General features: G+C 41.8%; 19 protein-coding genes and 2 pseudogenes. 16 read left to right on the plus strand and 5 right to left on the minus strand.

The genetic code is table 11. The features are described from left to right. Positions 1–55 precede the first annotated feature (55 nt). From AAHB12_RS03100 to AAHB12_RS03140, 9 genes are all read left to right on the plus strand, one after another. Positions 56–970 (plus strand): aspartate carbamoyltransferase catalytic subunit, encoded by a 915-nt coding sequence (locus AAHB12_RS03100; protein WP_342044327.1) that lies wholly within the window; start codon positions 56–58, stop codon positions 968–970. After that, complete coding sequence (locus tag AAHB12_RS03105; RefSeq protein ID WP_342044271.1) at positions 954–2,240, plus strand: dihydroorotase; 1,287 nt, start codon at positions 954–956, stop codon at positions 2,238–2,240. Before AAHB12_RS03100 ends, AAHB12_RS03105 begins: the two co-directional genes overlap by 17 nt. Then, complete coding sequence (locus AAHB12_RS03110; RefSeq protein ID WP_342044272.1) at positions 2,237–3,337, plus strand: carbamoyl phosphate synthase small subunit; 1,101 nt, start codon at positions 2,237–2,239, stop codon at positions 3,335–3,337. The genes AAHB12_RS03105 and AAHB12_RS03110 overlap by 4 nt, the downstream gene beginning before the upstream one ends. Continuing rightward, entirely contained in the window at positions 3,322–6,540 is a 3,219-nt protein-coding gene (gene carB / locus AAHB12_RS03115) for a carbamoyl-phosphate synthase large subunit (protein ID WP_342044273.1), read from the plus strand. The genes AAHB12_RS03110 and carB overlap by 16 nt, the downstream gene beginning before the upstream one ends. Beyond that, a complete protein-coding gene (locus AAHB12_RS03120) occupies positions 6,537–7,316 on the plus strand; it encodes a dihydroorotate dehydrogenase electron transfer subunit (protein WP_129726854.1) in 780 nt (259 codons plus the stop codon). Before carB ends, AAHB12_RS03120 begins: the two co-directional genes overlap by 4 nt. Beyond that, positions 7,313–8,248: a dihydroorotate dehydrogenase gene (locus AAHB12_RS03125; protein WP_129726853.1), complete on the plus strand. Its 936-nt coding sequence runs from the start codon at positions 7,313–7,315 to the stop codon at positions 8,246–8,248. The genes AAHB12_RS03120 and AAHB12_RS03125 overlap by 4 nt, the downstream gene beginning before the upstream one ends. Further along, complete coding sequence (pyrF, locus tag AAHB12_RS03130; RefSeq protein ID WP_129726852.1) at positions 8,223–8,936, plus strand: orotidine-5'-phosphate decarboxylase; 714 nt, start codon at positions 8,223–8,225, stop codon at positions 8,934–8,936. The genes AAHB12_RS03125 and pyrF overlap by 26 nt, the downstream gene beginning before the upstream one ends. After that, positions 8,933–9,565 carry an orotate phosphoribosyltransferase gene (gene pyrE / locus AAHB12_RS03135; RefSeq protein ID WP_129726851.1) on the plus strand — a complete coding sequence of 211 codons (633 nt, stop codon included), beginning with the start codon at positions 8,933–8,935 and terminating at the stop codon, positions 9,563–9,565. The genes pyrF and pyrE overlap by 4 nt, the downstream gene beginning before the upstream one ends. Before the next feature lie 173 nt (positions 9,566–9,738). Further along, positions 9,739–10,305, plus strand: coding sequence for a cupin domain-containing protein (locus AAHB12_RS03140; RefSeq protein ID WP_342044274.1), 567 nt, complete (start codon positions 9,739–9,741; stop codon positions 10,303–10,305). A 274-nt stretch (positions 10,306–10,579) separates the two neighbouring features. On the opposite strand, the gene AAHB12_RS03145 is transcribed toward AAHB12_RS03140, so the two are convergent. Beyond that, on the minus strand, positions 10,580–11,557 hold the full coding sequence (locus AAHB12_RS03145; protein WP_342044275.1) for an EamA family transporter: 978 nt from the start codon (positions 11,555–11,557) through the stop codon (positions 10,580–10,582). Positions 11,558–11,670: 113 nt separating this feature from the next. Here AAHB12_RS03145 and AAHB12_RS03150 point away from each other — a divergent pair, with 113 nt between their 5' ends. After that, entirely contained in the window at positions 11,671–12,549 is an 879-nt protein-coding gene (locus tag AAHB12_RS03150) for an AraC family transcriptional regulator (protein WP_129727058.1), read from the plus strand. 344 nt (positions 12,550–12,893) lie between these two features. Here the strand turns inward: AAHB12_RS03150 and AAHB12_RS03155 are convergent, their stop codons facing one another. Then, entirely contained in the window at positions 12,894–14,081 is a 1,188-nt protein-coding gene (locus AAHB12_RS03155) for a YbfB/YjiJ family MFS transporter (RefSeq protein ID WP_342044276.1), read from the minus strand. Positions 14,082–14,228: 147 nt separating this feature from the next. Between AAHB12_RS03155 and AAHB12_RS03160 the strand changes: the two genes are divergently transcribed. After that, the gene (locus AAHB12_RS03160) at positions 14,229–14,459 is read left to right on the plus strand and encodes a helix-turn-helix domain-containing protein (RefSeq protein ID WP_246040180.1); all 231 of its coding nucleotides are present in this window, start codon (positions 14,229–14,231) and stop codon (positions 14,457–14,459) included. 4 nt (positions 14,460–14,463) lie between these two features. On the opposite strand, the gene AAHB12_RS03165 is transcribed toward AAHB12_RS03160, so the two are convergent. Further along, positions 14,464–15,897, minus strand: coding sequence for a DHA2 family efflux MFS transporter permease subunit (locus AAHB12_RS03165; protein ID WP_342044277.1), 1,434 nt, complete (start codon positions 15,895–15,897; stop codon positions 14,464–14,466). A 27-nt stretch (positions 15,898–15,924) separates the two neighbouring features. After that, positions 15,925–16,050 (minus strand): annotated as a pseudogene (locus AAHB12_RS03170) (helix-turn-helix domain-containing protein); the annotation flags it as partial. Positions 16,051–16,292: 242 nt separating this feature from the next. On the opposite strand from AAHB12_RS03170, the pseudogene AAHB12_RS03175 reads away from it, so the two are divergent. Beyond that, positions 16,293–16,532, plus strand: a pseudogene (locus AAHB12_RS03175) (alcohol dehydrogenase); the annotation flags it as partial. A gap of 177 nt (positions 16,533–16,709) precedes the next feature. Here the strand turns inward: AAHB12_RS03175 and AAHB12_RS03180 are convergent. Continuing rightward, entirely contained in the window at positions 16,710–17,801 is a 1,092-nt protein-coding gene (locus AAHB12_RS03180; RefSeq protein WP_342044278.1) for a low temperature requirement protein A, read from the minus strand. A 73-nt stretch (positions 17,802–17,874) separates the two neighbouring features. On the opposite strand from AAHB12_RS03180, the gene AAHB12_RS03185 reads away from it, so the two are divergent. The 4 genes from AAHB12_RS03185 (at position 17,875) to AAHB12_RS03200 (ending at position 21,795) form a co-directional block, all read left to right on the plus strand. Then, positions 17,875–18,435, plus strand: a complete 561-nt coding sequence (locus AAHB12_RS03185; RefSeq protein ID WP_342044279.1) for an NADPH-dependent FMN reductase — start codon at positions 17,875–17,877, stop codon at positions 18,433–18,435. 203 nt (positions 18,436–18,638) lie between these two features. Beyond that, positions 18,639–19,274, plus strand: coding sequence for an isochorismate family cysteine hydrolase YcaC (ycaC, locus tag AAHB12_RS03190; RefSeq protein WP_129726843.1), 636 nt, complete (start codon positions 18,639–18,641; stop codon positions 19,272–19,274). A gap of 431 nt (positions 19,275–19,705) precedes the next feature. After that, the gene (locus AAHB12_RS03195) at positions 19,706–20,512 is read left to right on the plus strand and encodes a DUF817 domain-containing protein (RefSeq protein ID WP_342044280.1); all 807 of its coding nucleotides are present in this window, start codon (positions 19,706–19,708) and stop codon (positions 20,510–20,512) included. A 281-nt stretch (positions 20,513–20,793) separates the two neighbouring features. Beyond that, positions 20,794–21,795: a patatin-like phospholipase family protein gene (locus AAHB12_RS03200; RefSeq protein WP_342044281.1), complete on the plus strand. Its 1,002-nt coding sequence runs from the start codon at positions 20,794–20,796 to the stop codon at positions 21,793–21,795. Positions 21,796–21,872: the final 77 nt, after the last annotated feature.

A 21,872-nucleotide genomic window follows, 5' to 3' on the forward strand; every position in this document is an offset into this window, starting at 1 on the left:
TATAAATATGCTGATGTAGTATGATAAAAAACAGGAATGAGGGATTAGGATGACAGTGAATCATTTGCTAACGATGAGCGAGTTATCAGTGCAGGAGATACAAGAGATTTTAAAGGACGCTGAGGAATTTGCCTGCGGCAGTGTTGTACAGCCAAAAGGAAAAACATTTGTTGCAAATTTGTTCTTTGAAGCAAGCACAAGAACACGCTTTAGCTTTGAAGTGGCAGAAAAGCGCCTCGGACTTGAGGTTCTCAACTTCTCTGCAGAATCATCGAGCGTTCAAAAAGGAGAAACGCTGTATGATACTGTAAAAACCTTGCAATCCATCGGAGCAAAGGCTGTGGTCATCCGCCACCAAGAAGATCGTTATTTTGATGAGCTTAGGGGAAAAATAAACATTCCGATTTTAAACGCAGGCGACGGATGCGGTAATCATCCAACGCAATCCTTACTTGATCTGCTTACGATCAAGCAGGAATTTGGCAGCTTTGAAGGGCTGAAGGTTGCGATTGTCGGAGATATCCGTCATAGCCGCGTAGCACGTTCCAATGCTGAGGCATTAACAAGGCTAGGAGCCAGCGTGTTCTTCGCAAGTCCAAAAGAGTGGGAGGATGGACAAAATTCTTTCGGAACATACGCAGCCCTTGACGAACTGATCCCGCAGATAGATGTTCTTATGTTATTGCGCGTTCAGCATGAACGTCATGACAAGTTTGCAGAGAATATTATGAGGGATTATCATGAGCAGCATGGTCTAACAATCGAGAGAGAGAAGCGTATGAAGTCTGGAAGCATCATTTTGCATCCTGCGCCAGTTAACCGAGGCGTCGAAATTGCAGACGAACTCGTAGAATGCGGACGTTCCCGAATCTTCAAACAAATGGAGAACGGTGTATATGTAAGAATGGCAGTGTTAAAGCGCGCGTTGTCAGCAGAATTAGGAGGGGTGAACCATGAATTACTTGTTTAAAAACGGTTTGTATGTAAATGAAGAAGGCAGTACCATTAAGACTGATATACTCATTCAGGATGGCGTAGTTGCAGAGATAGGAGAAAGCCTAGAGAGCAAAGACGCACAAGTGATTAACATACAAGGGCATTTGATTGCTCCAGGATTCATTGATGTTCACGTGCATTTACGGGAGCCAGGCGGAGAGCATAAAGAAACAATTGCAACTGGTACGCTTGCTGCGGCAAAAGGCGGATTTACAACGATTTGCCCAATGCCAAATACGCGTCCGGTTCCAGACAGCGTAGAACATATGGAAGATTTGCAAAAACGCATTTCTGAAAGCGCACATGTAAATGTCCTTCCATATGCTGCAATTACAGTGCGTCAGCTTGGAGAAGAATTGACTGATTTTGAGGCTTTAAAGAAATTGGGAGCCTTCGCTTTTACAGATGATGGTGTCGGTGTGCAAGATGCAAGCAAGATGCTAGAAGCAATGAAGCGAGCGGCGGCGATACATATGCCGATCGTGGCGCATTGTGAAGAAAATACATTGATTAACAAGGGCTGTGTTCATGAAGGCAAGTTTTCTAAGGAAAATGACCTAAACGGAATTCCTTCTGTTTGTGAATCTGTTCATATCGCACGCGATGTGTTGCTCGCAGAAGCAGCTGATTGTCATTACCATGTTTGTCATATTAGTACGGAGGGATCTGTTCGTGTTGTGCGTGATGCAAAGCGTGCCGGCATTCGTGTAACGGCTGAGGTTTCACCGCATCACTTGCTGCTGTGTGATGAGGACATCGTTGGACTTGATCCGAACTTTAAAATGAATCCACCGCTTCGCGGGGTAGAGGACCGCAAGGCGCTTATCGAAGGACTACTCGATGGAACAATTGATATGATCGCAACAGACCACGCTCCGCATACAGCAGAGGAAAAAGCGCTTGGCATCGAACGTGCTCCGTTTGGGATTACAGGACTGGAAACGGCATTCCCGCTGATGTACACAAACTTCGTTGAAACAAATATTTTAACGTTGGCGCAGCTTGTGGAATTCATGACAGTGAAACCAGCTGAAGTATTCGGCTTAGATAGCGGCCGCCTTCAGGTTGGTAAAAAAGCAGACATTACAATCGTAAACTTAGAAGAAGAACAAGAGATTGATCCGGCAACATTCGTATCAAAAGGGAAAAACACGCCGTTTGCTGGCTGGAAATGTAAAGGATGGCCAGTTATGACACTTGTCGGCGGTAAAATTGCATGGCAAAAGGAGAGTGTATTCGCATGAAGAAGCGACAGCTGATTTTAGAAGATGGAACGGTATTTATCGGGAAAGCATTTGGCGGTGAGACAGAGAAAGCTGGAGAAGTTGTATTTAACACAGGAATGACAGGCTATCAAGAGATTTTATCTGATCCTTCCTACTGTTCACAAATTGTTACACTTACGTATCCGTTAATTGGAAACTACGGCATTAACCGTGACGATTTTGAAACGATCAACCCATCTATTCATGGATTAATCGTAAAGGAAGCATGTGATCATCCATCAAACTTCCGCAGTGATTTGTCGCTTGATGCATACCTAAAAGAACGTGATATTCCTGGTCTTTCTGGTATTGATACACGTAAATTGACAAGAATCCTTCGTCAGCACGGTACACTTCGCGGTCGTTTATGCGGCATGGACGCAGATGTGAACGAAGTGGTAAATCAGCTGAAGGACACGGCATATACAGGTCAGGTAAAACAAGTATCGACAGGACATGCTTATCCAAGCCCAGGACGCGGCTACCGCGTTGTGCTAATCGATTACGGTATGAAGCATGGCATTTTAAGAGAGCTAAATCTCCGCAACTGTGATGTCGTGGTTGTGCCTTATAACACAAGTGCTGCTGAAATCCTGCGCTTAAATCCAGATGGCATTATGTTAAGCAACGGCCCTGGAGATCCAAAGGACGTACCTGAAGCAATTGAAACAGTTCGTGAGTTAATCGGCAAGGTACCATTGTTCGGCATTTGCCTTGGTCATCAGCTGTTTGCACTGGCAAGCGGAGCAGATACAGAGAAGCTTAAGTTCGGTCACCGCGGCTCTAACCATCCAGTTAAAAATCTGGTAACAGGAAGAGTAGACATTACAGCGCAAAACCATGGTTATACAGTAGAACCATCATCTATTGCAAATACAAAGCTTGAAGTTACGCATGTCGCGCTAAATGACGGCACAATCGAAGGACTGCGCCATAAAGAAGCACTGGCATTTACAGTACAATATCACCCAGAAGCATCTCCAGGACCAGAGGATGCAAACCACTTATTTGACCAATTTTTAAGCATGATTGAAAACTGCAAGAAGGAAGGGGAAGCGTTATGCCAAAACGTTTAGACATTAATACAATCTTAGTAATCGGATCCGGCCCAATCGTCATCGGGCAAGCAGCGGAGTTTGACTACTCCGGTACACAAGCGTGTCAAGCGCTGAAAGAAGAAGGATACAAGGTTATTCTTGTTAACTCCAATCCTGCGACAATCATGACTGATACGGCAACTGCCGATAAAGTATATATTGAGCCATTAACAGTAGAGTTTGTAAGCCGAATCATTCGCAAAGAACGTCCAGATGCGCTGCTTCCTACATTAGGCGGCCAAACAGGCTTAAACATGGCGGTAGACTTAGCGAAATCCGGCGTATTAGACGAGTGCGGCGTAGAAATTTTAGGAACGAAGCTTTCTGCAATTGAACGTGCGGAGGACCGTGACTTGTTCCGTACTTTAATGCAAGAGCTTAACGAGCCAATCCCGCAAAGTACAATTATTCATACGTTGGAAGAAGCTTATACGTTTGTACAAGAAATCGGCTACCCGGTAATCGTACGTCCAGCGTTTACGCTAGGCGGAACAGGCGGCGGTATTTGCTCAAATGAAGCAGAGTTGATTGAAATCGTAACAAGCGGCTTAAAGCACAGCCCAGTTACACAATGCTTGCTTGAGAAGAGTATCGCTGGCTGCAAGGAAATCGAGTACGAAGTAATGCGTGACGCAAACGACAACGCGATTGTTGTATGTAACATGGAAAACATTGACCCAGTAGGTGTTCATACAGGGGACTCCATCGTTGTGGCGCCTAGCCAAACGCTAAGTGACCGTGAATACCAAATGCTGCGTAATACATCTTTAAAAATCATTCGCGCACTAGGTATTGAAGGCGGATGTAACGTACAGCTTGCGTTAGATCCAGACAGCTTCCAATACTATGTAATTGAAGTAAACCCGCGTGTAAGCCGTTCTTCTGCGCTTGCATCAAAAGCAACAGGTTACCCAATTGCAAAATTAGCAGCGAAAATCGCAATCGGCTTAACGCTTGATGAAATCATCAACCCGGTTACAAAAACATCATTTGCATGCTTTGAGCCTGCACTTGACTATATAGTGTCTAAAATCCCGCGCTGGCCGTTCGACAAGTTCGAGGATGCAAACCGTCTTCTCGGCACACAAATGAAGGCAACAGGTGAAGTTATGGCGATAGGCCGTACGCTAGAGGAATCTCTTTTAAAAGCAGTTCGTTCTCTAGAGCTTGGCGTGTACCATTTAGAAATGGATCACTTAAAAGAGCTTGATAAGGAAACAATGAAAAAGCGTATTGCCAAAGCGGATGATGAGCGTTTATTCATCGTAGCGGAAGCACTTCGTCAAGGCGTGACAAAAGAAGAAATTCATGACTGGAGCGCAATGGACTTCTTCTTCCTGCAAAAAATCGAAAACATCGTAAACATGGAGAAGCAACTGAAGGAAAATGAAGGAAACCTTGAAGTTCTTCAAGAAGCGAAGGAAATGGGCTTTAGTGACCGTTACATCGCATCCGTATGGAGTACAGATGAAAGAGCGATTTATGACACAAGAAAGCAAAATGGTATTATCCCTGTCTATAAAATGGTAGATACATGTGCAGCTGAGTTCGAATCTGCTACACCGTATTTCTACAGCACATACGAAGAGGAGAACGAATCAATCGTATCAGAGCGCAAGAGCGTTGTTGTACTAGGTTCCGGTCCAATCCGCATCGGTCAAGGGGTCGAGTTCGACTATGCGACTGTACACTCTGTATGGGCGATCAAAGAAGCGGGTTATGAAGCGATTATCATCAATAACAACCCGGAAACAGTATCTACTGACTTCAGTATTTCTGACAAATTATACTTCGAGCCATTAACAATCGAAGATGTAATGCATATTATCGATTTAGAGAAGCCAGAAGGCGTTATCGTTCAGTTCGGCGGTCAAACAGCAATCAATCTTGCTGCTAAGCTTGAGGCACACGGCGTGAAAATTTTAGGAACATCCCTTGAAGACTTAGACCGTGCGGAAGACCGTGATAAGTTTGAAGCAACTTTAACAGCGCTTGGCGTTCCACAGCCGAAAGGTAAAACAGCAACAGCGGTAGAAGAAGCAGTAGCGATTGCAGAAGAAATCGGCTATCCAGTGCTTGTAAGACCGTCCTATGTTCTTGGCGGACGCGCGATGGAAATCGTATACCGTAAGGAAGAGCTTCTGCACTATATGAAAAATGCGGTAAAAATACACGCAGAGCATCCGGTACTGATTGACCGTTACATGATCGGAAAAGAAATCGAGGTTGACGGAATCTCTGACGGCACAGATGTATACATCCCAGGCATCATGGAGCATATCGAGCGTGCGGGCGTTCACTCTGGTGACTCGATTGCAGTATATCCATCCCAAAGCTTAACGCAAGAAATTAAAGATAAGATTGTACAGCATACAATTTCCCTTGCAAAAGGCTTAAACATTATTGGCTTGCTTAACATCCAGTTCGTTGTATACAAAGATGAGGTATACGTGATAGAGGTAAACCCTCGTTCAAGCCGTACTGTACCATTCTTAAGCAAAATTACTGGCGTGCCGATGGCGAACATTGCGACAAAGGTTATTCTTGGCAGCACACTTAAGGAGCTTGGCTATGGCACTGGCTACCACCCAGAAGCGGAAGAAGTGTACGTAAAAGCACCAGTATTCTCATTCGCGAAGCTGCGTTCTGTTGATACAACACTCGGCCCTGAAATGAAATCAACAGGCGAAGTTATGGGTAAAGATACAACGCTTGAGAAAGCATTATATAAAGGCTTAATCGCAGCGGGTATTAACATCCCAACACATGGCTCTGTCATTGTGACGGTTGCAGATAAAGATAAAGCAGAGGCGCTTGAAATCGCAAAACGTTTCCACGATATCGGCTTCAACATTATGGCGACAGCTGGAACAGCGAAATACTTGCAAGAAGGCGGCATCCCAGTTCAATTTGTGAACAAAATTGATTCTGAGGATTATAACCTGCTTGATGTTATCCGCCAAGGAAAAGCACAGTTTGTGATTAATACATTAACGAAAGGCAAGCAGCCTGCGCGTGACGGTTTCCGTATTCGCCGTGAATCCGTTGAAAACGGTGTTGCCTGCTTAACATCTCTTGATACAACGAGAGCGATTTTACAAGTTATTGAATCGATGACATTCTCAGCAGTTCAAATGAAGGAAATTACAGTTCCAACTCGTCAACAGGCGGTGTTTTCATGATGAAAAAGCAGCTCATGACCGTCGTCCGTCAGCAAGCAATCGCAAAAAATATTTATGAGTTGACGTTAGCAGGCAGTCTTGTGCAGCAAATGAACGAACCCGGGCAGTTTGTGCATATTAAGGTGGCAGAGGGGCATTCCCCTCTGCTTCGCCGCCCGATCAGCATTTGCAACGTAGACAAGGATAAAAATGAATTTACGATGCTGTATCGTGCGGAAGGAAAGGGTACATCCCTTTTAGCGAATAAGCGCACAGGTGATGAAGTAGACGTGCTCGGTCCGTTAGGTAACGGGTTTCCGGTGGAAGAAGCAGAGCCAGGACAAACGGCTTGCTTAGTCGGAGGCGGAATCGGTGTTCCCCCCCTCTATGAATTATCACAGCAGCTTACAGCACGAGGTGTTCGTGTGATCCACATTCTTGGATTTCAATCGAAGGAGAATGTGTTTTACGAAGAGAAATTTGCAGAGCTTGGCGACACATACGTAGCAACAGTGGACGGCACACATGGAACAAAAGGCTTTGTTACAGATGTGATTGACCAAAACGGCATTACCTTTGATATTTTGTATTCATGCGGCCCGACACCGATGCTAAAAGCATTGGACGGACGGTACCAGGATCGAAAAGCATATATCTCGCTGGAAGAGCGCATGGGCTGCGGCATTGGCGCTTGCTTCGCCTGCGTATGCCATTTGCAAAGCGATCCAGAAGGTTATTCGTATAAAAAGGTTTGCAGCGATGGACCAGTATTTAAAGCAGGGGAGGTTGTATTATGAGTCGATTACAAGTAGAATTACCGGGTCTTTCTCTAAAGAACCCAATTATGCCGGCATCCGGCTGCTTCGGATTCGGACGTGAATACGCCAACCTGTATGATTTAAGCGTCCTTGGCTCGATTATGATTAAAGCAACAACTGAGCACCCGCGCTTTGGAAATCCAACGCCGCGTGTGGCAGAAACACCGGCTGGTATGCTAAATGCGATCGGCCTCCAAAACCCAGGTCTGCAGAAGGTAGTAAACGAAGAATTACCATGGCTGGAGCAGTTTGATCTACCGATTATCGCCAATGTGGCGGGATCACAGACTGAAGATTATGTGACAGTAGCGAAAGAAATTTCCAAAGCGCCGAACGTACATGCGCTGGAACTCAATATTTCTTGTCCGAACGTAAAAACAGGCGGAATTGCTTTTGGAACGATACCTGAAGTTGCGGCAGACTTAACAAAGAAGGTAAAAGAGGTATCAGAAGTACCTGTTTATGTAAAACTATCTCCAAATGTAGCAAACATTGTAGATATCGCAAAAGCAATTGAACAAGCTGGTGCTGACGGGTTAACAATGATTAACACGCTTCTTGGCATGCGCCTTGATTTAAGAACAGCAAAGCCAATTCTCTCGAACCGGACAGGCGGTTTATCTGGTCCTGCGATCAAACCGGTTGCGCTTCGCATGATTTATGAAGTAAGCCAAGCGGTAAATATTCCGATTATCGGCATGGGCGGCGTAGAAACAGCGGAGGATGTTATTGAGTTTTTCTATGCAGGCGCAAGTGCTGTAGCGGTCGGAACAGCAAATTTCGTGGATCCATACGTATGTCCGCAAATTATTGAAGAATTGCCACAGCTTCTTGAAGAGCTTGGATACGATCACATTTCAGACTGTCACGGAAGGAGCTGGAAGAATGCGAACACCTATAGTCGCGCTTGATTTCCCGAGTCAAAAGGAAGTTGAGCAATTTCTTGCGCATTTCGGTGAGGAAACCTTATTCGTAAAGGTCGGCATGGAGCTATTTTACCGGGAAGGGACAAGCATCATCAATTATTTGAAGGAACAAGGCCACCGTATTTTCTTGGATTTAAAGCTGCATGACATTCCAAATACCGTAAAAAGCGCGATGCGAAATCTTGCTATCCTTGGTGTGGATATGGTCAATGTTCACGCTGCTGGCGGAACGAACATGATGAAGGCGGCGCTCGAAGGGTTGCAGGAAGGAACGCCGGAAGGAAAAGAACGGCCGATCTGTATCGCCGTAACGCAGCTTACGAGCACATCTGAAGAAGTGATGCAAAGGGAGCTGTGGATTGAAAAATCCTTGGAAGAAACGGTATTGCATTATGCGAAACTCGCACAAGACAGCGGGTTGGATGGTGTTGTTTGTTCAACCCTTGAAGTGCCGAAAATCCGTGAAGCGTGCGGCGAAGACTTTGTAACAGTTACGCCTGGAATTCGGATGGCAGACGACAATGTGGACGATCAAGTTCGCATTGCTACACCAGCGCGCGCACGTGAATTAGGCTCCACATATATCGTAGTCGGACGAAGCATTACAAAAGCGGAGCAGCCGCTTGAGGCATATAAGAAGGTAACACAACAATGGGAGGGAACTACTGTATGAAAAAACAAATCGCAGCTCATTTATTAGATATCGGAGCAGTATTTTTACGACCAAATGATCCATTTACATGGTCATCAGGTATTAAATCTCCTATTTATTGCGACAATCGTTTAACTCTTTCCTTTCCAAACGTAAGAAAAGATATTGCAACAGGCTTACAAAAACTAATTGAAGAGCATTTCCCAGGGGTAGATGTAATTGCAGGAACAGCAACTGCCGGCATTCCGCATGCTGCATGGGTAAGCGATTTGATGAACCTGCCAATGTGTTATGTGCGCAGCAAAGCGAAAAGCCACGGCAAAGGCAATCAAATCGAAGGAAAAGCAACAGCAGGCCAAAAGGTTGTTGTTGTTGAGGATTTAATTTCAACAGGCGGCAGCGCAATTACATGCGTAGAAGCATTGCGTGAAGCAGGCTGTGAAGTGCTGGGCATCGTATCGATCTTTACATACGAGCTGCAGACAGGACAAGATAAGCTAGATGCAGCGAACGTAGCGTCTTATTCTTTAAGCAACTACTCTGCACTAATCGAGGTTGCATTAGAAAAAGGCATCATCGCTGAAGGTGATTTAGCGAAGTTGCAGGAATGGCGTCAAAATCCGGCAGAGTGGCTGACGGAAAAAGCTTAATAAGTAAGAAGAAAAGAGCAAAGGGGCGGCCCTTTGCTCTTTTTCCTTTAGAAGGATCATGGAGCAAATGTTTTAGGCTAACCATGATTTCCTTAATGAGTCCCCTCAATATAAGTACGCTCCCTTCATATAGTGCATAAGATAATTTGATAAATTTATGGAGGGGTTAAGATATGTACTATGCTCCTTATATGTATCCATACCACTATGTAAACCCTTTTTACATTAATGTGCCAATGTATCATTATGTAAGACACCCTGATGATTGGGCTATGTTTAATGACGCCAATCGATTCGATTTTTTACCATCATCAGAGGGAGGACGTGCAATTGAGCTAAAAGATTATGGACCAGAACCATTTGTAGTGAATATCAATGAGGCTGCCAAGCAAAACAATACCTTTCGAACCGCTTTATGGACAGGAAATCACCTGCAAGTTACCTTGATGAGCATTAAGGTTGGTGAAGATATCGGTTTGGAAATTCACCCTAACCTTGATCAATTTTTACGTGTTGAACAAGGTCAAGGGATTGTTCGCATGGGTAAGAGAAAAGAGAATTTAAACTTTGTACGAAATGTGTATGATGATTCTGCTATTATGATCCCGGCTGGAACATGGCATAATGTAACCAATACAGGCAATACCCCGTTAAAACTCTACTCAATCTATGCTCCTCCGCAACATCCATTTGGTACGGTTCATGTAACGAAAGCAGATGCATTGGCTGCGGAACATTAAGGTAACGGGTTAGGTTTAGTTGAACGAGAGATTTAAAGAAAGCTCGCCACATCGGCGAGTTTTCTTTCACTGTAGGAAAGTATACATTTCCAGCGAGAAGCGAATTCGACGTAGTCGGAAATTTTAAGAATACAGTGCAACTACGCCTCTGTTTTCGCTCAAGAGCAGGGCTCGCCAGTCGGTGAGTTTTCTTTACACTTTAAGAAAGTATAAATTTCTAGCAGGAAGCCAATTCGACGTAGCGAGAAATTTTAGGAATAAAGTATAAGGGCAACTACACCTCTGTCTTCGCCCAAGAGCAGGGCTCGCCAGTCGGTGAGTTTTCTTTAGCAGGTTGGTTAGTCGTCGCAGAAGATTTTTTATTCAGCACTAATGAGAAAAGCATTGCTATGATGCAGATTGTACCAACCCACTGAAAAGATCCAAAAGGTTCATGTAGCCAAAGGACCGTTGTTAAAACAGCAGCCAGTGGTTCTATACTGCCTAGAAGGCTTGATTCTTTAGGTGACAGACTTTGTAAACTTTCGATATAAAAGCAAAATGCAATCATTGTACCAAATATGATAACGAAGATTAAGTATAAATAGCCTTCTAGCGTAAGGCTTTTAAAGTCCATTTGCCAAGGTGGATGGATAAAGCTTAATGCAGCGCCACCGATGATCATAGCCCAGCCAACAATGACAAGAGAATCGTATTGCTTCAGTAAAGGAACAGCATATAAAGTATAAAATGCTAATGATATTCCAGATAAAACACCCCAAACTATTGCCAATGCCGGTACAGATAGCTGAGAGATGGAACCGTTTGTTAATAAGAAGAAGCAACCTACTAAAGCAAGGGAAACCGTTAACAAATCTTGTCGCGATAGAACAGATTGTTTGCGAAAAATGGAGTACATGATAATCATGACAGGTGCTAAATACTGTAATAGCGTTGCAACGGCAGCATTTCCATGTTTAATGGATGCCATATAGGTGTATTGAACCGCAAGCATGCCGAGTAATCCGAAGATAGTCAGTTGAAAAGCTGCTCTTCTATTTTTCCAAACTCCTAGTACTTGAGAATGTCCTTTTCTAAAAAATTGAATGATTAAGAGTAAAAAACCTGCTATAAGCAATCGAGTTGTGACGAGCCAATTTACATCGATTGCGTATTCTTGAAAAAGTTTTTGGGCAACAGTGCCGCCAACACCCCAAAAGATTGCTCCTGTGATAACAAGAAATAATCCCATTCTTCGGGTAGATGTATTCATACTCCATTCCTCCACCTAAAATATAATAATAGTGTTATAATAAGTGGAAAATTCCTTGAATAATACTTGAATTGAACAAAAAAATATAAGTATATTGAGGTGGTCCTTTGCAAATAAAAAATTTTAAGGTTGATCAAAGCCTACAAGAGTTAACCGAGCATCGTACAGTTGTGTTACCGATTGCATGTTACGAAACAACGATTAACCAAAATATTCATGGCCATATACCACTTCATTGGCACGATGAGATTCAATTTATTTTCATCTTAAAAGGAGAAGCAATCTTTCAAATAAATGAAGAAACGCTAACTGTTCAAGAAGGAGATGGATTATTTATCAATAGCGGCTGCCTGCACATGGCGAAAGAAAAGAAGCAATCGGGCTGTGTTTATATTTGTTTAAATGTTTCTCCGCATTTTCTTTTATCCCAAGAGCTCTATACAAGCTATGTATATCCCTATATCCAAGCGACTAATTTACCTTACTTATATTTAGATGCAAATGAGCAATGGGGGAAAACGATTTTAGATGCCGTTATAAAAATCAATCAATGGCTTCAACAAAAAACACCATATTATGAAATCGACATCACCTTACAGCTAACGTTAATTTGGAAAAATTTAATTATTAATGGCTTTCAATTAGAATATGATCAGACGGAAATGTTGAAAAATCAGCGAATGAAGCAAATGTTAAATTGGATACATCTGCATTATGCTGAGAAAATTAGGTTAGACGATATTGCAAAAGCGGGTCAATTGAGCCGCTCGGAATGTTGCCGCTATTTCCAACGAATGTTAAAGAAAACACCGTTAAGTTATGTTACAGATTATCGAATTCAAAAAAGCTTAATCTTACTGCAGCAAGCTGAATCCAATGTTACAGAAGTTGCCTACCAAGTGGGATTCAATAGTACAAGCTATTTCATTGATAAGTTCCGAAGGTCGATGCACATGACACCACTAGCATACAAAAAATCTAAAATGGCTTAGGAATAACTAAATGATGTTTGTAAATGAATCGCTTTTTTGTTCGACTAACGGCTGCTAATGTTAAGTTAGTCAGAGCTATTTATGTTCGCTTCCGTTGCATTATTGCAATATTTTCGGATGTGATATAGATGATTCTTTATAACTGGACAGCTTAATAAATAGCGTGGATAATTAAAGCAGGAAAATTCGTGAATGAATTCTCCTGCTTTTTTGTTTCCTAATTTTGCAGTTCAAAGGAGGCCTTGTTATTATTTTTTACGGACTATTGCTTCTGCGAGCTGTTATTGTTTCTCCTGTAATGTCCCAATTATCAGTATTAACTCATCCATTACCACTGTTCATTTTTAGTGTATGGATGAATTTTTTACATTAGCTTTCCTCTCAAATGGAATGCCATTTAAAAGTAAACCGGCCCCAACTAATACAACACTAGCTGCTTCTATCAATGCTCCATTAAAGTCTTGAGTGAATGATGATAAGACTCCAGCAATGGTTGGCCCTATCATTTGTCCAACAGCATAAATAGCGGTAAGATTGCCAATGATCCGACTGCTATTAGATGGATTCATTTGTCGTGCCAATGTTGTAGCAAGTGTGGTTATCCCCATAAATGTAGCTCCGAATAATAAGGCACTTATTACTAAACTCATTTGCGACATCCAGAAGACTGGCATTACAATACCAAGGGATTGCAAGGTCATTGCAAGCACTAAGGATGTAACGTATCCCCATTTTTTAGCAAGTAAGGACCAAATGAAACAAGATGGAATCGCAGCCACTCCCACCATCATCCAAACTAAGGTAGCATCGCTATGAAAGGCTGAGGTCTTTTCAGCGATCGATACAATAAACGTGCCTGTAACAATGTAACCCAATCCTTCTAATCCATACGCAATAGTTAGCCACAGGAGCCACCTAGTGGGCGGAACTTGTGCAAAAATCTCTTGTTTATGTTTCATCTCAACGATATTGGAGGTATCGGTGAGCCAAAACCAAACGAAACATGCAAGGATGCCGCTTAGGGCAGCGAGTCCTATCCATGTTCCTTCCCACTGAAATGAATGGCTCAAACCAGGAATCAGCAGACTGGATAAAAAGATTCCACATCCTACCCCTCCATAGAACAAGCCCGACCAATTTGTCTTGTTTCTAGCAGCGAGTTTATCTAACACGATACCAGAGGCTAAGACAAACACAAAAGCACTGGCAAGCCCTGATAGAAAACGAAGTACATACCAAAGTAAATGAGAGTATGCTAGACCCATGAGGGCAGTCGTGAAAATACTGACGATTAGACTTATTCTCAGGGAAATCGTTCTATGCTGCTTCAAAGGAATGGCCCCTGCTAAAATTGCTCCAAGCAAATATCCTGCGTAATTGCTTGAGGCTAGGTAACCAGCAACAGCATTTGAAAAAGAGAGATCTTTTTGCATAAGCGGAAGAAGGGGAGTATAAGCAAATCTGCCAATCCCCATAGCAATAATTAAAGAGAATATTCCCCCCATTAAAAAAAGAAAGGATTGCTTCTTCAAAGCTTCACCTCCCATTAAAATGTATTCTATATTTAAGCATAGCTTTTTTTGGTTATCTGGTATAATACATAAAATTGATATCAGCTATCAGTAAATTAGATGACAAAAGGAATATAGATATACCGAGGAGGAGAGATTTGGAGAGATTTGCATACGCTAAAAATTTTCCAGACTGTTGCAAAGTTGGGCAGTATTTCACAGGCAGCAAGAGAGCTTCAATATGCACAGTCTAATATCATTATGAAAATGCAGCAGCTGGAGGCCGATTTTCAAGCAATCTTGTTTTGTAGACATAATCGCGGCATTACCTTAACAGCCAAAGGAAGCATGTTATTTTACGATACCGAAGAGAAAAGGGAGCCCACAGGCTCCCTTTGAAATATCAATGCATCGAATTCATCGTCGCACGGTTAACTACAACACGGCGGATGAAGAACGCCATGGCCAGACCGATTAGCGTCACAACTAACGTAAACAAGAACACATGTTGTGAACCGAACATCATGGCGTTAGCCACCTCAGTGTTTTCAGTCGGCGCGGGGGAGTTGTGCAAATACTTCTCCATACCGCTCGTAAGGATGATAATCGCAACCGCTGTGCCAATTGCACCTGCGACTTGCTGAAGCGTATTTATGACTGCCGTACCGTGCGGGTATAGCTCCGGTGGCAGTTGGTTCAGGCCATTCGTCTGCGCTGGCATCCAAACCATTGAGATGCCGATCATGAGCCCGATATGCAAGGAAACGATAAAAGCAATCGAAGACGCTGTCGATATGCTGGAGAAGAACCATAACGTTATAGCAACAATGACGAGGCCCGGAATCACCAGCCACTTCGGCCCATACCTGTCGAACAAACGCCCCATGCGCGGTGACAGGATGCCGTTCAGTGCACTGCCCGGCAGCAGCATAAGTCCGGTAGTGAATGCGGACAGCTTCATTCCGTTCTGAAGAAACATTGGCAAAATAATCATGCTAGACAAGATGATCATCATACACGATAGTACCAAAAGCAGCCCCACGTTGTACATTGGGTATTTAAAGACACGCAGGTCCATCATTGGTTCACGCATAGCCTTCTGCCGTAGCGTGAACACTACGAGCGCGATTAGCCCGACGACGATTGAAGTGACTACGACCGGGTTGTTCCAGCCATCCGTACCTTCGCCAGCCTTGCTGAAACCGAAGACGACACCGCCAAAGCCAATCGTTGATAATACGACGGACAGTAGATCGATGCGGGGCTTCGTGACCTCGGTGACGTTCTCCAAATACTTCAGCCCTACCAACAGCCCAATGATCAAAAACGGCAGTGATAGCCAAAAGATATAATGCCATGTTAAATATTCAATTAAGATACCAGCTACGGTCGGACCAGTCGCCGGTGCGAACATGATGACAAGTCCAACGAAGCCCATCGCCGCTCCACGCTTCTCAGGTGGATACACAACTAGGATTGTATTGAACATGAGCGGAATCAGCAGACCCATGCCGATCGCTTGTAGAATGCGAGCGACTATCAGAATTTCAAAATTGAACGCGAGTGCCGCAATTAAAGTGCCGACAATCGAGCTTACAAGAGAACCGATAAATAATTGCCTTGTTGTAAACCATTGTAGCAGCAACCCGGTCATCGGCATCAGAATGCCGAGAGTAAGCAGGAAACCTGTCGTTAACCATTGTGCGGTTGCAGCTGAAATTTGGAACACATCCATTAAATTACTAATTGCAATGTTGAGAGCCGTCTCACTGAACATACCAACGAAACCGCAGATAAGCAGAGAAGCCATAATGGCACGCGTATTGTATTGCTTCATTTTCTTCAATTCCACCTTCTACTTTTATTTATATTTACGTTCTTTGTCTAAGAGGGCAGAATTATACGTTTGACGGCAGTATTGCAGCCAACGGTCTAACATTTCCTTTTGTTCTTCTGTTGAGAATATCTCATATTTTTGATTCAACAACACTGTCGTCACCACCCTTCCATATCTAACTATTATAGAACGTATGTTTCTGTAATGCAATACTTTAGACTGCGACTAACCGAAATTTGTCCCCTCCTTCTCCTTGGGCTTCACCCTTCACAGGCTTGAAGAAGGGGAATCCTTAGATAGATGTTCGTTAATGCATCAATGTTGCTATGTATAAGCAACTGAACATGGAGAAATCGGTTCATATGCATCCGAATTATTCAATGTTAACAGGAAAGGATTGTGTTGGCGTTGGCTGCTTTGTTGATTCCTGCGGAGAATGTGAATACTCCCTCAGTGGTGAGGAGCAATATTGTACGAAAGGTGTTATCTCAACTTATAATTGATTAGACCACGATGGTACGCCAACATACGGTGAGTATAGTCGAAAAATGGTTTTAATGGAGGATTCTGTTATTCGTGTTCCGGATGGTCTGAATCTGGATGTGGCAAGCCTGCTATTGTGTGCAGGCATCAGCTGAAAGATGAGTTAATCAATTCAATTGGTTAACCCATTTTTATTTCACTGTAGGAAATTTTAGGAATACAGTATAAGTAGGGCTTGCCAATCAGCGAGTTTTCTTTACCTGAAATAGAGGAGTGGATAGGAAAATACGAGAAACGAATCTATTAAATCTTGAACGAACTGTATTCTATTAAGTGGTTGTAAATTTAGCATAGATGATAAAAAATAGTGTTAATTCTCCCATTATGACAATGTATGGAACTGTCATGATCAAATTAATAATAAAAAATGCTGCTAAAGTCCCTAAAAACAGCCCTAAATGATAAATTTTCAAACGGTGCTGTTCATACCTGTATTGATGAAAAACAATGGAAGTCGCAATGAAATAGAGCAATACAGAACCGAAGACAAAATATAAGATAAATGTATAATGAATCTCATGTAAAAACATGAGTTTGATAGATGCTGCAATCATGCTCAAAGACATTAGAATAAATAAATGTCCGTAAATAATCGTTTGCCCTGTTCCTTCAATGGACTTGTTTACCTTCTTTTCTACATTATCAAAATACTGCCACCACATTGAAATAATAAGAACAAATGAAATAATTGAAAATAAGATTGAATGCCAATCCCCTTTTTGTGGTTGCAGCACAGCAAGGATGCTGACGACCGATTCTCCAAACAGGATTAATGTCAGTAAAGCAAAACGTTCTAACAAATGAGCGGTATTAGTCGTGACTCTTACCAAATACTTATGTCCTAAAATAGGTAAAACTATATCAACAATAATTCCTGCATATAACACGGCATATCGAACCCATGAATCAAAAAAGATAGAGAGAAATGAGAGAAAGGCCCCAATCCCAAAACGTGCTCCTAAAAACCTAGCAACCTTTTTTCTATCCCCGTTTTCAAGATTTTGCACAACAAGATATTGGATTGCTGTTAATGCTCTTAGTCCAATATAGCCAATCAGAAAAGAGAAATAATATTGATCAAAATCTACCGATAGGCTTGATATCATAATAAGTACAAATAACATTTGCAGAATCATAAAAATACGTTGATGCAAAAAATCTTGGCCAAACCGATTAATAAACATGGTTTGGCCAGTCCAAGCCCACCATATTGGAATAAATATTAGGGCAAACTTTAATAAATACGCTGGATGAATATATCCTTTTTCAACATGAAGTAAGACATGAGTAGCAGTAGCAACTGCTGCCACAAATAGCAAGTCATAAAACAGCTCTAACCATGTCACTTTTTTATCTTCCATTTTTAGAAATCCTTTCCATAATCTCTAGAGTATAGTATCATGAAAGGTGATTTCAAACAAGGAGGGAATCTGTATGCCTAAAACTATTGGCCTGATTTGTGGAAGTTTACGAAAAAATTCGTATAACCGAATTATTGCTCAATCATTGACAGATATGAGTGATGCCGCTCAATTTCGCTGGATCGAAATCAACGAGCTTCCTTTGTTTAACGAAGACTTAGAAATTGGCGGTGATCCAGAAACAGTAGCAGCATTTAAATCCGCTATTCAGGACGTTGACGGTATCATTATTGTAAGTCCAGAGTACAATTCTGGAATTCCAGGCGCGCTAAAAAATGCATTGGACTGGGCATCAAGACCTTCAAGGTCCTCCGTTCTTAGTAGAAAACCGGTTGGCTTAATCGGCGCAACTCCCGGGGGATTAGGGACTGCCTTTGCTCAAATGCAAATTAGACAAATACTAGAAGCCATGCAAACTCATATTCTTCCATTTCAAAAAGTGCTGATTTCACAAGTGCATGAAAAGATTGACTCCGATCAGAAAATACTTACTGACGAAAAAACAAAACGATATCTTGAGCGTTATTTACAACAATTTATTCACTGGATTGATCACACTCCTGTTCTAGATTAACCAAAGAATCTCGAACATCATCAAGTAATTTTTTGTGCTGATTTTTCATTTTCTTTAATACTGTTAACACTTTATAAGTTTATAGATAAGCCAATGAAAACAATCAATACCCATAAACGGATTGTAACAACCGAAGGAGTTTAAGGTAAATTTGCCAATATATGAACTTTCTTCGATTACATTAATTAAAGGGGGACTATAAAATGTCTGATCTCTATTCTCGTCTTTCTAAAAATGATGCCGCCGTTCTGCTAGTGGATCATCAAAACGGCCTTATTTCCGGCCTAGTGCGTGACTATGGTGTTGATGAGTTCAAGAACAATGTTTTGGCCCTTGCTAATACCGCTAAGTTTTTTGATTTACCGGTTATTTTAACAACAAGCTTTGAAAACGGACCTAATGGCCCACTCATGCAAGAATTGGTTGAGCTTTTTCCTGATGCACCAAAAATAGCTCGTCCTGGACAAATTAATGCATGGGACAATGAAGAATTTGTTAGAGCCATTGAAGCAACGGGTAAAAAACAACTAATTATCGCGGGCGTAGTTACTGATGTTTGCGTTGCTTTCCCAGCACTTTCTGCTATAAACGCGGGGTATGAGGTGTTCGTTGTAACCGATGCTTCTGGAACGTTTAGCAAACAAGTAGCAGACGCGGCATTAATGCGCATGGCCCATGGTGGAGTTCAGCTTATGAACTGGTTTAGCGTAGCGTGCGAATTACAACGCGATTGGCGCAACGATGTTGAAGGTTTTGGCGCTTTACTCTCTAGACAACTTCCTGGTTATCAAAATTTAATTGGAAGCTATATGGGAGCTCAAAGAGATTTTAGCAAGTAACATAACTCAATTCATAATAGTTACTTAATACATAGTTAACTATCCTCATCAACAAAACGCGGATTTTATACGAAATTCGCGTTTTTAGATTGTTTATAGAGCCAAATTTATAGTATAAGATGCAATACTAATTAGCAGATTAGTTGAACAGATTATAAATTATAAATTGAATAGTTTAAAGTTATAGAGCACTTTCCTGTAATGGGGGAGTGCTTTTTATCTTGTCTGCAATGAAAAGGATAATTCTATAACAATAACAATATAATAAAAATCAATATTTTTTTATTGTAAAACGATAAATTACGTGTTAAAGTCAAATTGACAATAAATAAGTTGAGGTGCTTTGGATGGAAAGTAAACAAGGTTCTCTATTTAGCTACGATACGAAGCAGGACTTATATACTCAGAAAAAACCTTTGGAGGCACAAATCATGAGAGCACTAAAACAGCTCGTTCGTTTTGGTTGGGAGCAGGCCCTATCATGTTTGTTTCCTGTCGTTATTTTTGCCTCTTTGGCTTTTACACAGATCATGCCACCTCCCTTCCTGCCACGTTATGACTGGCTGCTCATCATCTGCCTGCTGATGCAGTGGTGGATGGTGCGTTTTGGACTTGAAACACGGGATGAACTAAAGGTTATCACGTTGTTCCACCTTATTGGACTTGCTCTTGAGCTCTTTAAGGTACATATGGGATCCTGGTCTTATCCAGAGGAAGGATATTTCAAAATTTTTGGAGTGCCTTTGTATAGCGGATTCATGTACGCAAGTGTAGCGAGTTATCTTTGCCAGGCGTGGAGGAGGTTTAAGGTGGAACTGGTTAAGTGGCCGCCATTTTTGGTAGTTGTACCTCTTGCGACTGCGATTTATTTGAATTTTTTCATCCACCATTATTGGATTGACGTTCGTTGGTGGTTATCTGGACTTGTAGTTATCGTTTTTTGGCAATCATGGGTTACATATGAGGTTAATGGAACTCGTTACCGGATGCCGATCGCACTTTCCTTTGTGCTCATCGGATTTTTTATATGGGTAGCCGAAAATATTGCCACGTTCTTTGGAGCTTGGGAATATCCAAACCAAACCGATGCATGGAGTCTCGTTCATCTCGGAAAGGTGAGTTCATGGCTCCTATTAGTGATTGTTAGTTTTCTTATAGTAGCGACGTTAAAGCAGGTTAAAGGAAAAAATTCCACTAGGATAGATACTAGTGAGTCTTTACACTTTAAGAAAGTATAACTTTTCGGAGTGATGTCTAGCTCCCAAGACCCAAAATGGCAGACTCCGGGCTGAACCTCCGCAAAAGGAAAAAAGCGCCTTTTACTCCGGCCCACCCAAAAGGCGGGTCTTGTCCACTTTTCTTATAAACGCTAAGAACTCTTTTTTAGGTTGAGGTTCTCCTAGCGTAGAAAATTGGTGTTTTTTGCTTGGAACCGTTATATATCTAGAAGGTATCCGCTCCCCTTGTAAAGAATTGGATTAGGTAAGATCAAAATTTTTTCAATTGGGAGTGGTTTACTATGTTAGCTTTAGCTTTACAAGGCATTGGGGGAATGAACTCATTTGCGGCCGGGGCACTCCAAACGCTTCGAAAAGAGGGGATTAAGCCAGACTTGATTTCAGCTACGAGCGGTGCTATATTGTCAGCGTATTATTTTTTGCAAGAAGACCCTAATGCTATTGAAAAGCATTACGATGAGTATTTTAAATCTGAAGAAAATGGAATCCCAACGTTTTTCAAATTCATGCAATACGCATATTTGGGCGTTCCGCAAAAATTTTCTCCTAATTACCTCAACACTTTTGAAAGATTGTCTGATAACTGGCCTTTTTTGAAATTGGAGGAATGGATTAACTTCTGCTTCCCTAACAAAATTTATAAATCTGAATTTCCTCAACAATTTTTTGATGATATTGCCCATTGTTTTTCGACCAATGAGGAAGTGGGTATTATTATGAATGCCTATAATGTTAATAACGATCAGGCAGTTTTGTATGTGAACGAACGTGCTCTGAATACAATGGAATTAACTAATAGGGAAAATTTTGAGGTCAAACCAATAACTCCGGATGGTGTGAGAGCGTGCTTGCAGCTGCTTCAATATGGAGACTTTAAAGGGGAGTATGATGGAGCTTATCAATATAATCCAGTTTTGTCTCCGTTGGTAGTAGCCGACGAGATTATTTTGGTGACAGTAGCACCACTGGGAAAATCTCTGGACCCAATCGATAACTTCTTTGATAGCGAAGACCTTAAATTGAAGATGTTATTTAAAAATGCCCTCTATGCAGAGCTTAATGATATTTCTCGAATCAATAAACTTATTGAATACGGAAATAAGCTGGTTCGTCCAGAATCAGAAAATAAACCGTATAAGGAGTACAAACCGATTAAAGTGCAAACAATTCAACCTACAATTCATCGTGGATTATTTGAATATTTTGTGGAAACCCGTGAATTTTACGAGGATGGTGTGTCTCAAGCGAAACAGTTTATTAATGATAGTCTAATTGTGAAATAGTATACTTAAACTAAAGCAGCTAATAAAGGCAAAAATTGTGGAGAAATTTAATTAAAAAGACAATCGCTTGACCAGAA

It is taken from the genome of Bacillus sp. OTU530, assembly GCF_038440375.1.